18 protein-coding genes and 1 pseudogene are annotated in these 19,248 nt (G+C 71.2%); 10 read left to right on the top strand and 9 right to left on the bottom strand.

Going from position 1 to position 19,248, the window contains the following annotated elements:
- Positions 1-99: 99 nt before the first annotated feature.
- From OHA05_RS16895 to mshD, 3 genes are all read right to left on the bottom strand, one after another.
- Positions 100-1,179 (bottom strand): CHAD domain-containing protein, encoded by a 1,080-nt coding sequence (locus OHA05_RS16895; protein ID WP_443043709.1) that lies wholly within the window; start codon positions 1,177-1,179, stop codon positions 100-102.
- On the bottom strand, positions 1,166-3,394 hold the full coding sequence (locus tag OHA05_RS16890) for an RNA degradosome polyphosphate kinase (RefSeq protein ID WP_313945522.1): 2,229 nt from the start codon (positions 3,392-3,394) through the stop codon (positions 1,166-1,168). The genes OHA05_RS16895 and OHA05_RS16890 overlap by 14 nt, the downstream gene beginning before the upstream one ends.
- Before the next feature lie 693 nt (positions 3,395-4,087).
- Positions 4,088-5,011, bottom strand: coding sequence for a mycothiol synthase (gene mshD / locus OHA05_RS16885; protein WP_313945526.1), 924 nt, complete (start codon positions 5,009-5,011; stop codon positions 4,088-4,090).
- Between the two features lie 181 nt (positions 5,012-5,192).
- On the opposite strand from mshD, the gene OHA05_RS16880 reads away from it, so the two are divergent.
- The gene (locus OHA05_RS16880) at positions 5,193-6,980 is read left to right on the top strand and encodes a bifunctional metallophosphatase/5'-nucleotidase (RefSeq protein WP_328861058.1); all 1,788 of its coding nucleotides are present in this window, start codon (positions 5,193-5,195) and stop codon (positions 6,978-6,980) included.
- Between the two features lie 268 nt (positions 6,981-7,248).
- Positions 7,249-8,115, top strand: a complete 867-nt coding sequence (locus OHA05_RS16875; protein ID WP_313945528.1) for a phosphatidylinositol-specific phospholipase C — start codon at positions 7,249-7,251, stop codon at positions 8,113-8,115.
- A 46-nt stretch (positions 8,116-8,161) separates the two neighbouring features.
- Here OHA05_RS16875 and OHA05_RS16870 read toward each other — a convergent pair whose 3' ends face one another.
- The 5 genes from OHA05_RS16870 to OHA05_RS16850 form a co-directional block, all read right to left on the bottom strand.
- Entirely contained in the window at positions 8,162-9,571 is a 1,410-nt protein-coding gene (locus OHA05_RS16870) for a sensor histidine kinase (protein ID WP_328861057.1), read from the bottom strand.
- Positions 9,568-10,293, bottom strand: a complete 726-nt coding sequence (locus OHA05_RS16865; protein ID WP_313945530.1) for a response regulator transcription factor — start codon at positions 10,291-10,293, stop codon at positions 9,568-9,570. Before OHA05_RS16865 ends, OHA05_RS16870 begins: the two co-directional genes overlap by 4 nt.
- Positions 10,294-10,313: 20 nt before the next feature.
- On the bottom strand, positions 10,314-11,399 hold the full coding sequence (locus OHA05_RS16860; protein ID WP_328861056.1) for a S1C family serine protease: 1,086 nt from the start codon (positions 11,397-11,399) through the stop codon (positions 10,314-10,316).
- 122 nt (positions 11,400-11,521) lie between these two features.
- Complete coding sequence (locus OHA05_RS16855; RefSeq protein WP_313945532.1) at positions 11,522-12,544, bottom strand: LacI family DNA-binding transcriptional regulator; 1,023 nt, start codon at positions 12,542-12,544, stop codon at positions 11,522-11,524.
- 24 nt (positions 12,545-12,568) lie between these two features.
- Positions 12,569-13,348, bottom strand: coding sequence for a winged helix-turn-helix transcriptional regulator (locus OHA05_RS16850; RefSeq protein WP_313945533.1), 780 nt, complete (start codon positions 13,346-13,348; stop codon positions 12,569-12,571).
- Positions 13,349-13,613: 265 nt separating this feature from the next.
- Between OHA05_RS16850 and OHA05_RS16845 the strand changes: the two are divergent.
- From OHA05_RS16845 to OHA05_RS16815, 8 genes and pseudogenes are all read left to right on the top strand, one after another.
- Positions 13,614-14,387: pseudogene (locus tag OHA05_RS16845) on the top strand (alpha/beta hydrolase); the annotation flags it as partial.
- 6 nt (positions 14,388-14,393) lie between these two features.
- Positions 14,394-14,678: a MoaD/ThiS family protein gene (locus OHA05_RS16840; protein WP_328863412.1), complete on the top strand. Its 285-nt coding sequence runs from the start codon at positions 14,394-14,396 to the stop codon at positions 14,676-14,678.
- 10 nt (positions 14,679-14,688) lie between these two features.
- Positions 14,689-15,936 carry a hypothetical protein gene (locus OHA05_RS16835; RefSeq protein WP_328861055.1) on the top strand — a complete coding sequence of 416 codons (1,248 nt, stop codon included), beginning with the start codon at positions 14,689-14,691 and terminating at the stop codon, positions 15,934-15,936.
- Between the two features lie 177 nt (positions 15,937-16,113).
- Positions 16,114-16,863 (top strand): LmeA family phospholipid-binding protein, encoded by a 750-nt coding sequence (locus OHA05_RS16830; RefSeq protein WP_313945535.1) that lies wholly within the window; start codon positions 16,114-16,116, stop codon positions 16,861-16,863.
- 193 nt (positions 16,864-17,056) lie between these two features.
- Entirely contained in the window at positions 17,057-17,140 is an 84-nt protein-coding gene (locus tag OHA05_RS38250; protein ID WP_350807544.1) for a putative leader peptide, read from the top strand.
- Between the two features lie 148 nt (positions 17,141-17,288).
- Positions 17,289-18,128 carry a sulfurtransferase gene (locus tag OHA05_RS16825; protein WP_313945536.1) on the top strand — a complete coding sequence of 280 codons (840 nt, stop codon included), beginning with the start codon at positions 17,289-17,291 and terminating at the stop codon, positions 18,126-18,128.
- Positions 18,129-18,155: 27 nt separating this feature from the next.
- Entirely contained in the window at positions 18,156-18,443 is a 288-nt protein-coding gene (locus OHA05_RS16820; RefSeq protein WP_313945537.1) for a DUF1416 domain-containing protein, read from the top strand.
- A gap of 97 nt (positions 18,444-18,540) precedes the next feature.
- Positions 18,541-18,801, top strand: a complete 261-nt coding sequence (locus tag OHA05_RS16815) for a DUF3099 domain-containing protein (RefSeq protein WP_313945538.1) — start codon at positions 18,541-18,543, stop codon at positions 18,799-18,801.
- A 63-nt stretch (positions 18,802-18,864) separates the two neighbouring features.
- Here the strand turns inward: OHA05_RS16815 and OHA05_RS16810 are convergent, their stop codons facing one another.
- A complete protein-coding gene (locus tag OHA05_RS16810) occupies positions 18,865-19,227 on the bottom strand; it encodes a DsrE family protein (protein ID WP_313945539.1) in 363 nt (120 codons plus the stop codon).
- Positions 19,228-19,248: the final 21 nt, after the last annotated feature.

Below are 19,248 nucleotides of genomic sequence, written 5' to 3'. Positions count from 1 at the left end.
ACAAGCCCGCTTTCATGAGCCGCCTCCATGGCTCGCCTCCTGTGCCCGGTCCCATGAGCCCGTCCTCATGAACCGCATCGAGGACCCGGCCCCGGGTCCTCATGGCGCGGATACCGCGGTGGTGGTCCGCCACACCTCCTGGAAGGCGAACCGGGCCGCCTCCACCTCGTGCCGCTGGTCCGCGTGCAGCACCCCCAGCGCGTACGCCGTGGCCGGAGCGATCCGGGGGGTGCGGGCCGCGGCGGCGGCAGCGGCGGCCGCCTCGGCGGCGTCGCGGTGCCGGTCGAGCACCAGACCCGCGCGGCCCAGCACGGGATCCGCGTTCGGGCACAGCACTTCCTGGGCGTACCGGTGCAGCCGCAGCAATTGGCGGACCTGGTGCCAGGGCGCGTCCTGCGCCTCTCCGGCCGACGCGGTGGCGAGGCCGTGCACGAGGGCCTCGGCGTTGTACGGGTGGCCCGCACGCGACAGCGGCAGTGCGGCGACCGCGTCCACCAGCCGGTGCTCGGCGACCTCGGCGGCGGGGGCCAGGGCCTCGGAGGCCGGGGCGCCCGCGACGGGGCCGAGCGGCAGCTCGGAGGCGAGTACGGCGACGGCGTCGGCGACGCCGTGGAAGCGCGAGGAGCCCAGCGCCTGGAGGGCCGCGGAGTGGGCGCGCGTCCGGGCCAGGGTGAGCTGCCGCTCCAGCAGCGCACCCGCGCGGGCCGCGCCCACGGTGAGACTGCCGGAGGGGCGGGGCGCGTCCGTCGCCTGGGGGCCCATGGCGCCGTCCAGCACCAGGAACTCACCCCTGGCCGACGGCACCGGAGCGGCGCCCGAGAGCCGGGACAGGGCGCTCAGCAGCCGGTTCAGCCGCGAGGTGCAGGCGTGTTCCTGCGCCAGCGTGGCGGACAGCCAGGCCAGCTCGGTCCGCAGATCGTCCGCCCAGCCCGGGTCGAGCAGCGGCCGGAAGGTGTGCAGGGTCCCGCTGATACGGCGGGCGGCCATGCGCAGCGACCCGGCCGCCTCGGCCACACCCGCCGTGTCCGAACCGCTCTCGCCGTGCAGCCGCAGGCTGCGCAGAAAGTCGCCCGCCCGCGCGTTCAGGTACCGGGCGAGAGCCTCGCCCGCGGTGACCGCGGTGGGGTGGCCGGACGGGACGGCGGGTGCGTCCTCCCGGGAGAGATCAGGGCTGTGCACGCCGGCGCCTCCGGGCGTCTATGAGCATCTCCTGTACGTTCCGCAGCGGCTGGCCCTCCGGATCCGTCGCATGCCGGGTCCATGCGCCGTCCGGGCCGAGGTGCCAGGAGGACGTGGAGTCGGACATACCGGTCTCCATGAGGCGCGTGATGGTCGCGCGGTGGGCGGGGTCGGTGACCCGCACCAGAGCCTCGATACGGCGGTCGAGGTTGCGGTGCATCATGTCGGCGCTGCCGAACCAGACCTCGGGTTCTCCGCCGTTGCCGAAGGAGAAGATCCGGGAGTGTTCGAGGAAGCGTCCGAGGATGGAGCGCACCCGTATGTTCTCCGAGAGCCCGGTGACGCCGGGGCGCAGCGCGCAGATGCCGCGCACCCAGATGTCGACCGGCACGCCCGCCATCGCGGCCCGGTAGCAGGCGTCGATGACCGCCTCGTCCACCATCGAGTTGACCTTGATGCGGACGTACGCGGGACGCCCGGCGCGGTGGTGCGCCGCTTCCTTGTTGATGCGCGCGATGAGGCCGTCGCGCAGGGACTTGGGCGCGACCAGCAGCCGGCGGTAGGTCTCTCGCCGTGAGTAGCCCGACAGCCTGTTGAACAGGTCGGAGAGGTCGGCGCCGACCTGCGGGTCGGCGGTCAGCAGCCCCAGGTCCTCGTACAGCCGGGCTGTCTTCGGGTGGTAGTTGCCGGTGCCGACGTGCGAGTAGCGGCGCAGGGTGTCGCCCTCCTGGCGCACCACCAGGGACAGCTTGCAGTGGGTCTTGAGGCCGACGAGTCCGTAGACGACGTGGCAGCCGGACTCCTCCAGCTTGCGCGCCCACTTGATGTTGGCCTGCTCGTCGAAGCGGGCCTTGATCTCGACCAGGACGAGGACCTGCTTGCCCGACTCGGCGGCGTCTATCAGCGCGTCCACGATGGGCGAGTCGCCGGAGGTCCGGTACAGGGTCTGCTTGATCGCGAGCACGTCCGGGTCGGCTGCGGCCTGCTCCAGGAAGGCCTGCACGGAGGTGGAGAAGCTGTCGTACGGGTGGTGCAGCAGGACGTCGCGCTCGCGCAGCGCCATGAAGATGTCGGGTGCGGAGGCCGACTCGACCTCGGCGAGTTCCCGGTGGGTGCCGGCGACGAACTTGGGGAACTTCAGCTCGGGCCGGTCCAGCGCCGCGATGCCGAAGAGTCCGGTCAGGTCCAGCGGGCCCGGCAGCGGGTAGACCTCGGCGTCGGACACCTTCAGCTCGCGCACCAGCAGGTCCAGGACGTACGGGTCGATGGACTCCTCGACCTCCAGGCGCACCGGCGGCCCGAAGCGGCGCCGCATGAGCTCCTTCTCCAGGGCCTGGAGGAGGTTCTCGGCGTCGTCCTCCTCGACCTCCAGGTCCTCGTTCCTGGTCACCCGGAACATGTGGTGCGCGAGCACCTCCATGCCGGGGAAGAGCTCCTCGAGATGGGCCGCGATGACGTCCTCCAGCGGTACGTACCGCTGCGGCGAGGCCTCCAGGAAGCGGGAGAGCAGGGGCGGGACCTTCACCCGGGCGAAGTGGCGGTGGCCGCTGACCGGGTTGCGGACGACGACGGCGAGGTTCAGCGAGAGCCCGGAGATGTACGGGAAGGGGTGCGCCGGGTCGACGGCCAGCGGCGTGAGCACCGGGAAGATCTGCTGCCGGAACAGCGTGAACAGCCGCGCCTGCTCCTTCTCGGTGAGGTCCGGCCAGCGGATGAGGTGGACGCCTTCCTCGGCGAGCGCCGGGGCGACGTCCTGCTGGTAGGCGGCGGCGTGCCGGGCCATCAGCTCGCGGGAGCGGGTCCAGATCAGATCGAGGACCTCGCGCGGCTGGAGGCCGGAGGCCGAACGGGTGGCGACACCGGTGGCGATACGGCGCTTGAGGCCGGCCACCCGGACCATGAAGAACTCGTCCAGGTTGGACGCGAAGATGGCGAGGAAGTTCGCCCGTTCGAGCAGCGGGGTGGCCGGATCCTCGGCGAGCTCCAGGACCCGCTCGTTGAACGCGAGCCAGCTGCGCTCCCGGTCCAGGAACCGTCCCTGGGGCAGCTCGGCGCCCGATCCGTCGTGATCCTCCTCGTAGCCGTCGAGATCGGCGTCGAGGTCGGGTTCCAGCTCGGACACCGTGGCCGCGACGGTGTGCGGGCGGTGCGCGGCTATGGAACCGACGGACGGCTGGGGGTGCTGGACCGGTACCTCGGCGGGCTGCTGACTCATGGACCCATTCTTCCGCGTAGTGGGCATGACGGGCGCGTCGGAGGGTGCCGGATCGAGGTGGAATCTGCCGTTGGGGGAGGCGGGCACGGCGGGCTGCATTGAGAGAGGGTCGCAAGGGCGTCTGAATGGCCGGTAACGACGACATGACGCGCGGGAAAGCGCGGCGGGACCCCCCGGGGTCGCGCGAGGGGTCCGGCACGGGCCTCAGGGGCGTTCCTGCGGGTCCGGCGGCGTGCGCGGGCAGGTCGCCGGGGGTGTGCGGTCAGCCGTGGCGCCGGCGCAGCAGCCAGAATGCGACGGCGGAGCCGGCAGGGCAAGGGTGAGGGCGGGACCGCTCTCGACGGGCCGGACCGATCGGGACGCGGGTCGGCCGTGCCGAACCGGATGAGCGCGGCGGACCGGGGGCGGGGCGGCGCCGTCCAGGCACCGGTGGGGACGGTCGGTGCCGCATGGCGAGGTTCCGTCGGGCCGTGGGGGGCGATCATGCGGATCACCCCGCGAGCCGGTCCGGCGGGGACGGGTGGACATGGCCGCAGCCGTCGGTGCGTGCCGCCGGTGCGCGAGAGAAGCGGGAGACGACACCGGTCGTACCGCCCCGGGTCGCACACTGCCCGTCAACTGGCGCTTACGGCCCTCCCGTAGGGCTCGCGCGAAGAAGGGGGCGGTGTCAACCGCCCCCTTCCGCAGGTTCGTTCAGGACTCCGCGCGGTACATCAGATCCACCTCGTGCGTGACGAAGCCCAGCCGCTCGTACACGGCCAGTGCCGCAGTGTTGTCCGCGTCCACGTAGAGCATGGCCGTCGGCATCTGCTGGGCCGCGAGGTGGCGGAGGCCGATCGCGGTCAGGGCCTTGCCGAGTCCGCCGCCCTGGGCGTCGGGGCGGATGCCCACCACGTACACCTCGCCCAGGTGTTCCTCCGCGTGCACCTTCGTCCAGTGGAAGCCGATGATCTCGCCGTCGCGCTCCGCCAGGAAGAAGCCCTTCGGGTCGAACCACGGTTCGTTCTTGCGGTCGTCGAGGTCCCGTTGGGTGAGCGAGCCCTGCTCCGGGTGGTGGGCGAAGGCCGCGGCGTTCACCGCGAGCCAGGCCGCGTCGTCCTGGCCCGGGACGAAGGTGCGCACCGTGACCCCGGCAGGGAACACCGGCTCGGGGATGTCGAGCGGGCTCAGGGAGCGGCGCAGTTGGCGCAGTTCGCGGAAGAGGCTGAGCCCGAGGACCTGGGCCAGGTGCCGGGCCGCCGACTTCCCGCCGTGCGCCCACACCCGCAGCCGCTTGCCCGAGGCGCCGAGCAGCGCACTGCCCAGGGCCCGGCCGTGGCCGCGGCCCCGGTGGCTCGGGTGGACCACGAGTTCGGCGGCCGGGGCCTCCACCGGATCGGTGTCCTCCAGCTGGGCGTAGCCGATCAGTTCGTCGCCGACGGTCAGCAGGAAGTGCCGTACGCCGTCCCGCTTTCCGCCGCGCAGTTGCAGCCGGCCCTGTTCGGAGACGGCCTGCATCCCGTCGCTGCGGGCGGCCTCGGCGAGCAGACCCAGTACGGCTTCCGCCTGCTCGGGAGTCAGCTCGTCATAGGTCAGGATCTGCCGGCCGGGCTCCGGAATCACCGCGTCAGTCGTCATGAGGAGAGCGTACGGCGGGGGGCGCGGACCGCGGGTGGCACGCGGGACGGCAATGGTCCGGCCGGGGGCGGTTGTCGCGAAGGCAATCAGGTCGTAACCCGTACACCCCTGTCGCGCTACGCGCGTTGACTCTAGGCTGCCGCTCGCACCCTCAGACACGCTGAGACCTACAAGGGGACAGATGTCAGCGACACCGCACAGAAACCGCAGCCGCATACTCGCCGCGGTCGCCGGCCTGACCACCGTCGGCGCTCTGGTCGCCGCGATGCCGGCAGGAGCCTCCGAGAGCGGCCACGGACACGGCCGCACCGTTGACGTCCAGCTCCTGTCCTTCAACGACCTGCACGGGAACCTGGAGCCGCCCGCCGGCTCGGCCGGGCGCGTCACGCACGCCAACGAGGACGGCACCACCAGGACGATCGACGCGGGCGGTGCCGAGTACCTCGCCACGCACCTGCGCCAGGCGCGCGAGGACCACCGGTACTCGGTGACGGCCGCGGCCGGTGACATGGTCGGCGCGTCCCCGCTGCTGTCCGGTCTCTTCCACGACGAGCCCACCGTCGAGGCGCTGAACAAGCTGAAGCTCGACGTCACTTCCGTCGGCAACCACGAGTTCGACGAGGGCGCCAAGGAACTGGCCCGCCTCCAGAACGGTGGCTGCCACCCGACCGAGGGCTGCTACGAGAAGGGGAAGAAGTTCAAGGGCGCGGACTTCCCCTACCTCGCGGCCAACGTGACGAAGGAGAAGAGCGGCAAGCCGCTGCTCGACCCGTACTTCATCTGGAAGAAGAACGGCGTCAAGATCGGTTTCATCGGGGTGACCCTGGAGGGCACGCCGAACATCGTCAGCGCCGAGGGCGTCAAGGGCCTGAAGTTCGGCGACGAGATCGAAACGATCAACAAGTACACCAAGGTCCTGGAGCGCAAGGGCGTCAAGTCGATCGTCGCCCTGATCCACGAGGGCGGTGCGCCCGCCTCGGCGTCGTACAACTACAACTGCGACAGCCCGGGCCCGGGTGACGGCGTCTCCGGCCCGATCGTGGACATCGCCAAGAAGGTCAGCCCGCAGGTCGACGCGCTCGTCACCGGCCACACCCACCAGGCGTACGCGTGCTCGATCCCCGACCCGTCGGGCAAGCCGCGCACCGTCACCTCGGCCGCGTCGTTCGGCAAGCTCTACACCGACACGACCCTCACCTACGACCGGCGCACGAACGACATCGTGCGTACGGCCGTGGCGTCCGCGAACCACGTCGTCACCCGTGACGTCGCGAAGGCCTCGGACATGACGAATCTGATCCAGCGCTGGAACACGCTGGCCGCGCCGATCGCGAGCCGTCCCGTGGGCTACATCTCCGCCGACATCGAGAACCCGGCGGACGCCCCCGAGAAGCCGGTGGGCAACCTGATCGCGGACGCCCAGCTGGAGGGCCTCGCGCCCGCTGACAAGGGCGGGGCGCAGCTGGCCGTCATGAACCCGGGCGGTGTCCGTGCGGGTCTGGTGCACAAGGCGTCGGGCGGTGAGGGCGACGGTGTCGTGACGTACGGCGAGGCCTTCACCGTGCAGCCGTTCACCAACATGATGAACGTCGTCGACCTGACCGGCGCGCAGCTGGTCACCATGCTCCAGCAGCAGGTCAGTGGCGCGAACCAGGCCGCTCCGAAGATCCTTCAGGTGTCCAAGGGCTTCACCTACACCCTGGACATGACGAAGTCGGGCGCCGACCGGATCGTGACGTCGTCGGTGAAGCTGGGCGGCGAGGCGCTCGACCCGGCGAAGACCTACCGGGTCGCGATGAACGAGTTCCTCGCGGGCGGTGGCGACGGGTTCGCCGTGCTGAAGGAGCACAAGAACAAGCTCGTCGGCGCCTCCGACCTGGATGTGCTGACCGCCTACCTGGCCGCGCACTCGACGGCGGCCTCCCCGCTGGCGCCGCCGGCCACCGGCCGGATCACGGTCGTCAAGTAGCGGCAGACGCGGGAAGGGTGGGGCGGCGGGCCTTCGGGCGCGCCGCCCCACCGGCGTTTGCCGGGCCGGCGCCTCACGGGTCGTGCGGGCTGTGGGTGGTGCGGGCCGCGGGTGGTGCGGGCCCGGCGGCTTTCAGGGCCGCGGTCCGTTCGCCGTCCGCCGCTTTCCGGCGCCCCGTCACGGCCCGGCCCGGCCGAAAATCGCTGTTTGTTACTGGCCAGTCCGGAGGCTGGTGATGCTTGACGTGGCCCCGCCATAATCCGGGGCCATGGACCGACGCAGCTTTCTCGCGGGGGCCGCAGTTCTGACCGCGACCGCCCTCATCCCCCCACCGGCCGCAGTCGCGGCACCGCGCCGCATCCTCTCCCCCCAGGACTGGATGGCGGGTCACGGTGACTCGACCGCCCTGCAGCGTCTGACGATCCCCGGCACCCACGACTCCGGCGCCCGCTTCGGCGGCCCGTGGGCCGAGTGCCAGAACACCACCATCGCCCAGCAGTTGACGAGCGGCATCCGCTTCCTCGACGTCCGCTGCCGGGTCACCGGCGACTCGTTCGCCATCCACCACGGCCCGGCCTTCCAGAACATGATGTTCGGCGACGTCCTCATCGCCTGCCGGGACTTCCTCCAGGCGCACCCGTCCGAGACCGTGCTCATGCGCGTCAAGCAGGAGTACTCGAGCGACAGCGACGCCACCTTCCGCCGGATCTTCGACACCTATCTGGACACCAAGGGCTGGCGGCCGCTGTTCCGGATCGGCGACGGGATTCCGTCCCTCGGCGAGGCCCGCGGCAAGGTCGTGCTCCTCGGCGACAACGGCGGACTGCCCGGTGTGCGCTACGCCGACGGGGCGCTGTTCGACATCCAGGACGACTGGAACGCGCTGCCGGGCGCCAAGTACCCCAAGATCGAGGCGCACTTCCGGCGGGCCTCCGAACAGCCCGGCAAGCTGTTCATCAACTACGTCAGCACGTCCGCGAGCCTGCCGCCGCGCTGGAACTCCGACAACCTCAACCCGCGGGTCCACTCCTTCATCGACGGCACCGCGAGCGGCTGGCGCGGGCTCGGGATCGTCCCGCTCGACTTCCCGGCCACCCGCGGCGGTCTCGTCGAGTCACTGATCCGGCACAACTGACACCCCTGGCCGGCGTTCACGACCGACGGCGATCACAGCCAGAGCGTCACAGCGAGGCCGGGGGCGGCTCGGCCGCCCCCGGCAGCCTGATCAGCGCCCGTGTGCCGCCGCCCGCCGCCGGCTCCAGCTCGATCTCGCCGCCCGCCTGCTGCACGGTGCGCGCCACGATCGACAGACCCAGCCCCGATCCTGGCAGCGCCCGCGCCGAGGACGAACGCCAGAAGCGTTCGAAGACATGCGGCAGGTCCTCGGCATCGATGCCCGGCCCGTGGTCCCGTACGGTCAGCTCGCCGCCTTCGAGGCGCACCTCGACCACCCCGCCCGGTGGCGAGAACTTCACCGCGTTGTCCAGGACGTTGACGAGTGCCCGCTCCAGCGCGGCGGGCTCGGCCCGTACGTACCAGGGCGAGACGTCCGCAGCGAACGTCAGCTCCGGGCCGCGCAGCCGCACCCGCTCCAGCGCCGCGTCCACGATCTCGTGCAGCGCGACCACCTGGAGCGGTCCGCCCTCGACCGCGTCGGGCCGGGACAGCTCCTGCAAGTCGCCGATCAACGCGGCCAGTTCGGTCATCTGGGCCTTCACCGACGCCATCAGCGCGGTCCGGTCCGCGGGCGGGATCGCCCGTCCGGTCCGATCGCTGCGGGCCAGCAGCTCGATGTTCGTCCGCAGCGACGTCAGCGGCGTCCGCAGCTCGTGACCCGCGTCCGCGATCAGCTGCGCCTGGCGGTCGCGCGAGGAGGCGAGGGCCGCGGTCATCGAGTTGAACGAGCGCGACAGCCGGGCGATCTCGTCCTCGCCCTCGACGGGGATACGGACGGTCAGGTCCTCGGTGCGGGCGATGTGCTCGACCGCGCCGGTGAGCCGGTCGACCGGCCTGAGTCCGGTGCGGGCCACCCACAGCCCCGCCGCGCCCGCGCCGACGACACCGATGCCGGCCACGGCGGTGAGGAACAGGGCGAGACGGTTCAGCGAGGTGTTGATCTCGGCGAGGGGGCGGGAGACGGACACAGCGACGCCGATTCCGCCGATGTCCTCCTGCTCCGTACGCACGCGCACCTCGGCGCCCGTGTCGGTGGTGCTGTCGTGCAGGCCGATGCGCGAGGTGCCCTCCGCGACGGCGATGTCCTCGTCCTGCACCTTCACGGGCTGTGAGTACGCGACCGGGCAGCGACGGCCGTCCGGCGCCACGATCTGGACGTATGCGAAGTTCGACGTCGGGGTGTTCTCGATGGGGCTCTGCCCCTGGAGGCACTCCTGGTACGCCTGGAGAAGCGCCTGCCGGGGCGCGCCGATGTTCTTCAGCGAGGTGTTCAGCTCGTCGTTCAGCTGCGCCCGGGTGAGCAGCCAGCAGGCGACGGACACGGCCGCGACGGCGACCGCGACGGCGGTGGCCACCAGCAGCGCGAGCCGGGACCGGATCGGCAGGGCACGGAACCGGTGGACCGGGCCCGTCACCCCTCACCGCCGCCGGTGCGGAGCGCGTAGCCCACTCCCCGCACCGTGTGCACGAGACGCGGCTCGCCGCCCGCCTCCGTCTTGCGTCGCAGGTACATCACATACACATCCAGCGAATTGGAACTGGGCTCGAAGTCGAACCCCCATACGGACTTGAGGATCTGCTCACGGGTGAGCACCTGGCGCGGATGGGCCAGGAACATCTCCAGGAGCGTGAACTCGGTACGCGTCAGCTCCACCGGGCGCGTGCCGCGGTGGACCTCGCGGGTCGCCAGGTCCATCCGCAGGTCGGCGAAGGCCAGCACGTCGTCCTCGCCGGCCGTCCCCGCGGCCGACGCGTACGAGCTGCGCCGCAGCAGTGCGCGGATCCGGGCGAACAGCTCGTCCAGTTCGAACGGCTTGACCAGGTAGTCGTCGGCGCCCGCGTCCAGTCCGGTGACCCGGTCGCCGACCGTGTCGCGGGCGGTCAGCATCAGGATCGGCACCGTCGACCCGGACGCGCGCACCCGGCGGGCCGCGGTCAGACCGTCCATCCGCGGCATCTGGATGTCGAGCACGATCAGGTCCGGGGCGTACGCCTCCGCCTTCTCCAGCGCGTCGATGCCGTCGACGGCGACCTCGGTCCCGTACCCCTCGAAGGCCAGACTGCGCTGGAGCGCCTCTCGGACGGCGGGCTCGTCGTCCACGATGAGGATGCGTTCGCCTTCACGGGGGGTCGTCATGGCACCAGCCTCGCACGCACTCAGTTGCTGCCGCCGTCGCGCAGTGCGTCGAGGTCGCCCTTCACGGTGTCGATCGGGATGGCGAAGCCCAGACCGACGCTGCCCGCGGTGGAACCGGTCGCTGAACTGGGTGAGTACATGGCCGAGTTGATGCCGATGATCTCGCCGTTCATGTTGATGAGGGCGCCGCCGGAGTTGCCGGGGTTGAGGGAGGCGTCCGTCTGGAGGGCCTTGTACGTGGTCTTCGAGGAGCCGGTGTCGCCGTTGAACTCCTGCCCGCCGAACTCGAACGGCCAGTTGCCGCCGCCGCCCTGCTGACCCTGACCCTGGCCCTGGCCCTGGCCCTGGCCCTGCCCCTGTCCCTGGCCCTGCCCTGGGGCCTGGTCCTTCGCGACCGTCACATCGCGGTCGAGCGCGGACACGATGCCGCTGGTGACCGTGCCGGTCAGCCCCTCGGGCGAGCCGATCGCGACGACCTCGTCCCCCACCTTGACCTTGCCGGAGTCCCCGAGCGCGGCTGCCTTCAGACCCTTCGCGCCGTCGAGCTTGATGAGCGCCAGGTCCTTGTCGGGATCGGTGCCGACGACCTTGGCGGTGTACGCCGTGCCGTCGTCGAGCCGCACCTTCACGGTGTCGGCGCCCGCGATCACATGGTTGTTGGTGATGATCTCGCCGTCGGAGGTGATGATCACGCCCGAGCCGGTGGACTCACCGGCGGAGGTGGTCGCGTTGATCTCCACGATGCTCGGCGACACGGCCTGGGCGACGCCCGCGACGGTGCCGGCGGTCGTACGGGACACGGTGGTCCCGTTGACCGCGGAGCCGGCCGAGCCGCTGCCGTTGTCGGCGAAGTGCTGGACGAGGGCGGAGGTTCCGCCGCCGACGACGGCCGCGATGAGCGCGACGGCGGCGATGAGGGCGTCGGGGCGCCTGGCCCTGGCCCGGTGCGCGGCCGGCTGCGCGGGCTCCTCGTGGGCGACGGGGTCGTACGGCGGGGGCGGCGGGTAGGAGGGGCCGCCGTCGAACGGCGGTGCGGCGGTGTCGTACGGGTGCGCGCCGGTGGTGTACGGCTGCGGATGCGACTGCGCTGGGTAGTGGTCCGTCATGCTGATGACTGTTCTCCTGCCGGATGAGAACAGTCTGAGGCGCTGCTGAGAACCACCCGAGAACCGGTGAGAGCCTGTCCCCGCACCGGACAAGGGCCTCCCCTCGCCCGGCTACGGGCCTGTCAGGCGCAGCCGCAGGACCGGCGGATCACCAGGCCCGAGGGGAACTGCTTCACCCTCTCGCGCCGTGAACCGGCCACCCGCAGACCGTCGTCCAGCACCAGGTCCACCGCCGCCCGCGCCATCGCCGGACGGTCCGAGGAGATCGTTGTCAGAGGCGGGTCCGTCAGGGCCGCTTCCTTGACGTCGTCGAAGCCCGCCACCGCGAGCTCGCCGGGCACGTCGATCCGCAGTTCACGGGCGGCCCGCAGGACACCGATCGCCTGGTCGTCCGTCGAGCAGAAGATGGCCGGCGGCCGGTCCGGTCCGGCCAGCAGCTTCAGGGCCACGAGATACGCGTCGTAGCGGTTGTACGGGGCCTGGAACAGCCGGTCCTCCACCGAGCGGCCGGACTCCAGCATCGCGCGGCGCCAGCCCTCCACGTGGTCGGCGACGGGGTCGCCGACGGCCGGGGTCGACTCCATGCCGCCGAGGCAGGCGACGTACTCGTAGCCGTGCTCCAGGAGGTGCCGGGTGGCCAGCTGCGCGCCGCCGACGTCGTCGGTGACCACCGCGACGTCGTCGATCGCCTCGGGGCGCTCGTGCAGCAGCACCACTCGCGCGTCCCAGGCCTCGATCTCCGCCGCGGCCCGCTCGCTGGGGCCCTGGCTGACGAGGATCAGGCCGGAGACCCGCATACCGAGGAAGGCCCGCAGATAGTGGACCTCGCGCTCGTCGCGGTAGTCGGAATTGCCTACGAGGACCATTTTCCCGCGCTCGGCCGCGGCCTGTTCCACCGCGTGCGCCATCTCGGCGAAGAAGGGCTGCCGCGCGTCCGGGACGATCATTCCTATGAGGTCCGTGCGCCGCGACGCCATGGCCTGGGCGACCCGGTCGGGCCGGTACCCCAGCTCCTTGATCGCTGCCAGAACCCGCTCGCGCGTGGCCGGGGCGACCGGCCGGGGTCCGTTGTTGATGACATAGCTCACGACGGCGGTCGACGTACCCGCCAGTCGCGCAACATCGTCCCGCGTCACCTTGGCCACGCGCGGCAGTCTACGCGTGGTGACCTACCTGTGTGCAGGGCGTACGGCCGCTTCCTGCTCCGGGGTTCCCTGCTCCGTACGGGTGGCCGAAGCCGCCGCCTTCGCCTTGGCCTCCTCGGCCGCGCGCTCGACCTTCTCCGGCGCGACGAAGCGGTATCCGACGTTCCGCACGGTTCCGATGAGCGACTCGTGCTCCGGGCCCAGCTTGGCCCGCAGCCGGCGCACGTGGACGTCGACCGTCCGGGTGCCGCCGAAGTAGTCGTAGCCCCAGACCTCCTGGAGCAGCTGCGCCCGGGTGAAGACCCGGCCGGGGTGCTGTGCGAGGTACTTGAGCAGCTCGAACTCCTTGAAGGTCAGGTCCAGGACCCGGCCCTTCAGCTTCGCGCTGTACGTCGCCTCGTCGACAGAGAGGTCGCCGTTGCGGATCTCCATGGGGGAGTCGTCGGAGGTGATCTGCTGGCGGCCCATCGCGAGGCGCAGTCGTGCCTCGACCTCGGCGGGGCCCGCCGTGTCCAGCAGGACGTCGTCGATGCCCCAGTCCGCGGTGACGGCCGCGAGGCCGCCCTCCGTGACGACGAGCATCAGCGGACAGCCGGGTCCGGTGGAGCGCAGCAGCTGGCACAGCGACCGCACCTGTGGCAGATCCCGCCGGCCGTCGATCAGGATGACGTCGGCACCGGGGGTGTCGACGAGGGCGGGGCCCTCGGCGGGGGCGACCCGCACGTTGTGCAGCAGCAGTCCGAGGGCGGGGAGCACCTCCGTCGACGGCTGGAGGGCATTGGTCAGGAGCAACAGTGAGCTCATCGGGCTCCACCTGCCCAGGTCGTCTGCGTCTGACGGGGTTCGTGCACGGTTCGCTCGCCCATAACGTCGGTTCCTCCTCGGTCCCTGCGAGGACGTGATGCGGCCCTGCTTCGTTCTCTTCGGCTCCCGCGCGCCCTTGAGAGCCTTTGTTCACCTGCCTGTAACAACGGCCGGAAAACGCAAAAGGACCCGGGGGCTGCGTTGCCCGGATCCTCTACCCAGCACAATAGCCCACATGAGTTCCGGGGCAGAGGGCTGATTTCACATGGTGGATGTTTCCTCGATCACCCGCGGTCCTCGGCGCGCAACCCTGCGGACCGCCGACGGGGTCCGCATCGAGGCGCTCCACACACCATGGGTACAAGGCAACAGTGACACCGCGATCGTCGTCGCGCACGGTTTCACCGGTTCGGTGGACCGGCCGGCCGTGCGCCGGGCCGCGGCGGTCTTCGCGCAGCGTGCGGCCGTGGTCACCTTCTCCTTCCGCGGTCACGGGAACTCGGGCGGCCGGTCGACGGTGGGCGACCGCGAGGTGCTCGACCTCGCCGCCGCGGTCGAGTGGGCGCGCGCGTGCGGTTACCGCCGGGTGGTGACCATCGGTTTCTCGATGGGCGGCTCGGTCGTGCTCCGGCACGCGGCGATGCACAGGGGGCGCAATGAGGCACGGACCGACGCCGTGGCCTCGGTGAGCGCCCCCGCCCGCTGGTACTACCGCGGTACGGCTCCGATGCGGCGCCTGCACTGGGTGGTGACCCGGCCGCTGGGCCGTGCGGTCGGCCGGTACGGGCTGCGGACCCGCATCCACGCCGAGGACTGGGACCCCGTGCCGCTCTCGCCGGTGGAGGCCGTTCCGCTGATCGCGCCGACCCCGCTGCTGATCGTGCACGGCGACCGCGATCCGTACTTCCCGCTGGACCATCCCCGGATGCTGGCGGCGGCCGGGGACGCCGAACTGTGGCTGGAAGTGGGCATGGGGCACGCCGAGAACGCCGCCGACGACCGGTTGCTGGGCCGTCTCGCGGACTGGCTGGTCCCGGCGTGGCCCATGATGGATGCCGACGAAAGGAAGGGCGCCATGGCAGCGGGAACGATCCGCTACTGGGCCGCGGCGAAGGCGGCGGCCGGTATCGCGGAGGAGCCGTACGCGGCGGAGACGCTCGCCGAAGCGCTCGACGCGGTACGCGAGAGGCATCCGGGAGAGCTGACGCGCGTGCTGAAAAGGTGTTCGTTCCTCGTCGACGGTGATCCCGTCGGGACCCGTGACCATGAGACCGTACGCCTTGCCGAGGGCGGCACGGTCGAGGTGCTCCCGCCGTTCGCAGGAGGGTGAACCGCACACCATGAGCAGCGACCAGCAGTATCCGTCCGACCGGCAGCACGGGCAGCAGCAGCCGTACCCGCCGCAGCAGCAGTACCCGGACCCGTACCAGGGGCAGCAGCCGCACGACGGCCGGTACGACCCTTCCTACGACCCGTCCTACGACCAGTCGTACGCGCAGGAGCCTTACTCGCGGCAGTCCCACCCCCAGCAGCAGGGGTACCCGCAGCAGCATCAGCAGCAGGGGTATCCCCAGCCGTCCCACCCGCAGGCCGCGCAGACCTGGGAGGGCGAGACCTGGGACACGCAGTACCAGCCGGTCCTGCCCCCCGCGCAGACCCCGGCCGCCGCCGACACCGCGTATCTGCCGGTGCAGGGCGCCCACTCGCTGCCGCCCGAGACCCCCGCGTACGCCGAGCCCGCCGCCCAACCGGCCGCGCCCGACGGCTCCGCGGCCACCGGTGGATCGCAGGGCGCGGGCTACAGCACGCCCACCGTCGGCGGGAACACCCGGATCACCGACGCCCAGCGCGCCCGCGCCGAGGGCCGCTCGCCGATCATCCCGCCCGGCATCCAGCCCGCCGGGCTGACCGCCGCTCTCGGACTGCTCCTCGCCGCCGGCGCGGCCATCGGCCCGTACGCGCTGCTCGTGCCGCTCGTCCTGCTCCAGGCCGTCACGGCCGCCGGGTGGTTCCGGCTGAACGGCATGTGGCCCGCCCGGCAGGGCATCGCGCTCGCCTTCGCCGGCGGGCTCGCGGCCGACGTCGTGGTGCTCTCGGTCGGCCGGGAGAACGCACCGGCGGCCATCGTCGGCACGCTCGGCGTGTGGGTGCTCATCACCCTCGTCCTCCAGCTGCGCAGCCGAGCCGGCGCGGACGAGCGGATGCAGGGCCTGATGGCGACCGTGGCGTCGGCGGCCCTGGCGATCCTCGCGACCGGCCATCTCGGGGCCGCCGACGACGCCGTGGTGATCGGCGGGATCGCCGTCGCCGTGGCGACGGTGGCCCGCGCCCTGCCGCTGCCCCCCGTCGCCTCCGTCGTGCTGTCGCTGCTCGCGGCCACGGGTGCGGGTGTCGCCGCGGGAGGCGCCACCGACATCGGCACCTCGGGCGCGTTGCTCGGTCTCACGGCGGGCGTCCTCGCGCTCGTCGGTCTGCGGGTGGCCAGCTACGACTACCCGTCCCGCTTCGTCCACTTCACCGCCGGGGTGGCGCTGCCGCTGACGGCCGCGGCGCCCGCGGTCTATCTGATCGGCCGCGTACTGGCCTGAGGCCGTGGGGACCGGTCCGAGGCCGTGGGGACCGGTCCGTGACCGTGGGGAACGTGTGTGCGGAACCAATGCCCCCGCCCGGACGTCGATCACAGACGAGTAGGCGTCGTCCGGTCTTGGTTAGGCTCACGGGCGTCACGGGGGTCTGACGAATAAAGGGTGGGGGACACCGAAGCAATGCGCGCACTGCGAATACTGCTCATCATGGCCGTCGTCCTCGGCGGCATATTCGTCGCCGCGGACCGGATCGCGGTGAACATGGCCGAGTCCGAAGCGGCCGACAAGATCAAGAGCAGCCAGGGGCTGGATTCCACTCCCGAGGTCTCGATCAAGGGCTTCCCCTTCCTCACCCAGGTGCTGGGCAAGGAGCTCGACGAGATAGACGTGAGCATCAGCGGCATCACCGGCAGCGCCGGCGGCCACACGGTGAACGTCACCGAGGTGAAGGCCGAACTGCTCGATGTGAGGATCAACAGCAGCTTCTCCTCCGCGACCGCGAGCCGCGCCGACGGCTCCGCCCGTATCTCGTACGCGGATCTGACGAAGGCCGCCCCGAAGGGCGCCACCGTTTCCTACGCGGGCCCCGAGCGGGCCGCCAACGGTCAGGTCAAGCTCACCGGGCCGCTCGACGAACTGCTGGAGGGCGCGGGCATCGACATTCCCGGCGCGCTCGAAGGACTGGTCAAGGGCCGGACCGTCTCGACGTACAGCAAGGTCTCGCTCCATGCCGGCACCACGGTCCGGCTGAAGGCGGAGACGCTGCCCTCCCTGCCGCTGCCCGGCTTCGACGAGAAGCTGCGCGAGCTCGTCGACTACGACCTGAAGATCGACGGTCTGCCGTCCAGCATCAAGCTCGACAAGCTGGAGGCGACGAAGGAGGGCCTGAGGTTCTCCGGCATCGGCAAGGACGTGTCGCTCGCGGGCTGACCCGCGCCGCCCGGGGCACGGCCGCATGGTGAGACGGCCGTGTCCGCTGGGTAGATGAACATGAGGCGGAAATCGGTCCGGAGACCGTGGGGGAGCGGTCCGGACCGGTCTGCGTACCGCATGCTGGACGATCGCGTCTCAGCATCCGACACGCCGGTGACATGGTGGCCGACTCGTCCCTACGATCGGTGGCATGAAGCAGCGACAGGCGGACCTCACGAAGCGGCGGGCAGTGGACCTGTGCCGCGTCGCCGCCATGCTCTGTCGCGCTGTCTGAGCGGGAGCCTTTCTCCCGTTTCCCCCGGGCCCTTCGATGGTCAATCAGGGCCGCCCCCGGCGCTCAGCGCAGTGCCCTCGCGCATCCGCGTAACCGCGCCCCCGTCTCTTCGCATCACCCGCCGCACACTGCCCCGGAGGAGAACAGCATGAGCCGCAGCGACGTCCTGGTAGACGCCGACTGGGTCGAGGCCCACATCGACGACCCGAAGGTCGCCATCGTCGAGGTCGACGAGGACACCTCGGCGTACGACAAGAACCACATCAAGAACGCGATCCGGATCGACTGGACGAAGGACCTCCAGGACCCGGTCCGCCGTGACTTCATCGACCAGGAGGGCTTCGAGAAGCTCCTGTCGGCGAAGGGCATCGCGAACGACACCACCGTCGTCCTCTACGGCGGCAACAACAACTGGTTCGCCTCGTACGCGTTCTGGTACTTCAAGCTCTACGGCCACGGCGACGTCCGTCTCCTCGACGGCGGCCGCAAGAAGTGGGAGCTCGACTCCCGCGACCTGGTCGACGAGGTCCCCGAGCGCCCGGCCACGGACTACAAGGCCAAGCCCCAGGACGTCTCGATCCGCGCCTTCCGTGACGACGTGGTCAAGGCGATCGGCTCCCAGAACCTGGTCGACGTGCGCTCGCCCGACGAGTTCAGCGGCAAGCTGCTCGCCCCGGCGCACCTCCCGCAGGAGCAGTCGCAGCGCCCCGGCCACGTGCCGAGCGCCCGCAACATCCCGTGGTCCAAGAACGCCAACGACGACGGCACCTTCAAGTCGGACGAAGAGCTCAAGGCCCTCTACGAGGACGAGCAGGTCGACCTGTCGAAGGACACCATCGCCTACTGCCGCATCGGCGAGCGCTCCGCGCTCACCTGGTTCGTGCTGCACCAGCTGCTCGGCCAGGAGAACGTCAAGAACTACGACGGTTCGTGGACCGAGTACGGCTCCCTCGTCGGCGTGCCGATCGAGCTCGGCGCCAACAAGTAACCGACCCCGACCTTTCTGGAGAGCAGTATGTGTGGAGCGAAGGCCGGCGGCCCCGACGCCTCGTCGATCAAGCCCGGTGAGACCACCATCCAGGGCCACGTGACCCGCGACGGCGAGCCCGTCACCGGCTACGTGCGCCTGCTGGACTCGACCGGCGAGTTCACCGCCGAGGTCCCGACCTCGGCGACCGGACAGTTCCGCTTCTACGCGGCCGAGGGCACGTGGACGGTGCGCGCCCTGGTGCCGGGCGGTACGGCGGACCGTACGGTCGTCGCCCAGACCGGCGGCCTCTCCGAGGTCGCGATCGCGGTCTGAGTCGCTGATCGGGCACACCTGAACGGCCAAGGGCCGCACCCCCGGGGGTTGGACGCCACCGGATGGGGGTGCGGCCCTTCGGTCGTACGCTGGAGACATGTACGCACGGCGTCGGCGTGGCTATTTCTGGCTGATGGGCGGATGCGTGGTCCTGTTCGTCTCCGCCTGGGCCGTGGTGCGGCTGTGGTCGGTGCCGGTCGCCGTCGGGATGTGCGTCGTCGCCATGGTCATCCCGCCGTTCGCGGCGATGATCGCGAACCGGCGCGGCCCCGACGACCGATGGTGGGACGACCCCACGGGCGACAAGCAGTCCGACGACTGGTGGGACGAGTTGGACGGCAAGAACCGACGGCCGTAGCGGCCCGTTCCGTACCGACGGCCGTAGGGCCTGCGCTCCTGCGGGCGGCCGCGGGCGGGGCTCTCAGTAGACGAGGGCCTGTACGCCGTCGCCCATGATCTCGCTGACGAACACCTGTGCGCCCGCGATCCGTACGCCCTCGATGACGTCCTTCTCCGTGATGTCCCGGCGGGCCGCGCACTGCGTGCACAGCGTGATCAGCCCCACCGCCTGGATCGACTCGATGAGCGTCGGCAGCGGCGCGGCGTGCGGCAGTTCGAACTCGGCGGCCCGCCCGGGCAGCGCGAACCACGCGGACTCGCCGGTCAGCCAGAGCGACACCTCCACCCCGCTGGCGGCGGCGACTGCCGCCACGGTGAACGCCTGCGAGCAGCGCTCGGGCGCATCGGAACCAGCGGTGACCTTGATCACGAGCTTCTTCGCCATATGCCGAACTGTAATGCGCGG

The organism is Streptomyces sp. NBC_00306 (assembly GCF_036169555.1).
Lineage (GTDB): Bacteria > Actinomycetota > Actinomycetes > Streptomycetales > Streptomycetaceae > Streptomyces > Streptomyces achmelvichensis.
The sequence above is the reverse complement of the archived record's forward strand: the minus strand, read 5'-3'. Positions and strand labels throughout refer to the sequence as shown.